Source organism: Clostridioides sp. ZZV14-6009 (assembly GCF_020658095.1).
Lineage (GTDB): Bacteria > Bacillota > Clostridia > Peptostreptococcales > Peptostreptococcaceae > Clostridioides.
The window spans coordinates 1-1,706 of the sequence record NZ_JAGWDG010000041.1 but is presented as its reverse complement, the minus strand read 5'-3'; the positions used below and the strand labels follow the sequence as shown (position 1 = coordinate 1,706).

The 1,706-nt window shown below is 28.1% G+C and carries 1 protein-coding gene and 2 pseudogenes; all 3 read left to right on the top strand.

The features are described from left to right. A partial coding sequence (gene tnpB, locus KGF36_RS19825) for an IS200/IS605 family element RNA-guided endonuclease TnpB (RefSeq protein ID WP_227854973.1) occupies positions 1–1,026 on the top strand: 1,026 nt, incomplete at its 5' end. A gap of 118 nt (positions 1,027–1,144) precedes the next feature. Further along, positions 1,145–1,408: pseudogene (locus KGF36_RS19820) on the top strand (fumarate hydratase C-terminal domain-containing protein); the annotation flags it as partial. Positions 1,409–1,495: 87 nt separating this feature from the next. Beyond that, positions 1,496–1,657, top strand: a pseudogene (locus KGF36_RS19815) (recombinase family protein); the annotation flags it as partial. Positions 1,658–1,706 lie beyond the last annotated feature (49 nt).

Sequence of the window (1,706 nt, the reverse complement as noted above, 5' to 3'; positions counted from 1 at the left end):
TGTAGATTTGTATATAATAAATATCTTGCTAAAAGAATAGAAGTTTATGAAAACTATAAAGAAACTTTTACTTATAAGCAGTGCAGTTCTGATTTGACTGATTTAAAAAAAGAATTAGAGTGGCTTAAAGAACCTGACAAATTTTCACTACAAAACATCTTAAAAGATTTAGAAAACGCATATAAAAAATTCTTTAAAGAAAATGCAGGATTTCCTAAATTTAAATCAAAGAAAACTAATAGATTTTCATATAGAACGAACTTTACAAATGGAAATATTATGTATTGTGGTCAATATATAAAATTACCTAAACTTGGTATGGTTAAAGTAAGGGATAAACAAGTACCTCAAGGGAGAATACTTAATGCTACTGTATCCAAAGAACCAAGTGGTAAATATTATGTATCATTATGCTGTAGAGATATAGATATTGAAGCATTTGAAAATACTAATAATCAGGTAGGTTTAGATTTAGGAATTAAAGAATTTTGTATCTCAAGTTGTGGACAATTTATAGAAAATCCTAAGTATCTTCAGAAGTCATTAAACAAACTTGCTAAATTACAAAGGGAATTATCGAGAAAAACAATCGGTAGTTTAAATAGAAATAAAGCAAGATTAAAAGTTGCAAGACTTCAAGAACATATAGCTAATAGGCGAAAGGATTTTCTACAAAAACTATCTACTAAATTAATACAAGAAAATGATATTATTTGCATAGAAGATTTACAAGTAAAGAATATGACTAGAAATCGTAAATTATCTCGTTCTATTTCTGATGTGTCATGGTCAGAATTTGTTCGTCAATTAGAATACAAGGCTAATTGGTATGGTAGACAAATTGTAAAGGTAGGTAAATTCTTTGCAAGTTCACAAATATGCAATAAATGTGGGTACAAAAACGAGGAAATTAAGAATTTAAATATAAGAGAATGGATTTGTCCTTGTTGTAATGTAACTCACGATAGAGATATAAATGCAAGTATAAATATACTAAAAGAAGGATTAAGACTAATAACAGTTTAAGATAGATAACTTATGTAAGAACCGTAGGGACTACGGGGATAGCCTGTGGAGAATTGGTAAGACATATTTTAGTATGCAAAATTCTATGAAGCAGGAACCCTGTGACTTTAGTCATGGGAGGTTCAGGATAGGTAAAGGAAAAAGAAGTGAAGAAGTTATACAAGGCATGGAGAAGTATGGAGCAGTTTATCTTGCAGCAATAGGAGGAGCTGGTGCATACATTTCAAATTCGATAAAATCATGTGAAATTATTGCATATGAAGACTTAGGTGCTGAAGCTATAAGAAAGATTGTAGTAGAAGACCTTAAACTTACAGTAGCTATAGATAGTTATGGAAATAATATCTACGAGCAAGGACGAGCAATTTATGAATGTAAATAAATTTTGAAAATTTATATAAATACTAAAAATACAAAACAATTTAATTGTACACATTTTAAGGAGTTGTACTTAGAAAATAGAAATATATTTAAAACTTATGAACAATATCTAGAATATACAGGAATACGTAAAGAAACAGATAATAGAAAAATAGTTATTTATACAAGGGTTTCAACCTCTAATCAAAAAGATGATTTAAAAAATCAAGTTGAATTTCTTAAACAATATGCCAATTCTAAAGGAATAATAGATTAAGAAAATACAAGAAAAAGATTAGAGAGGATGAAGATATTGAAAA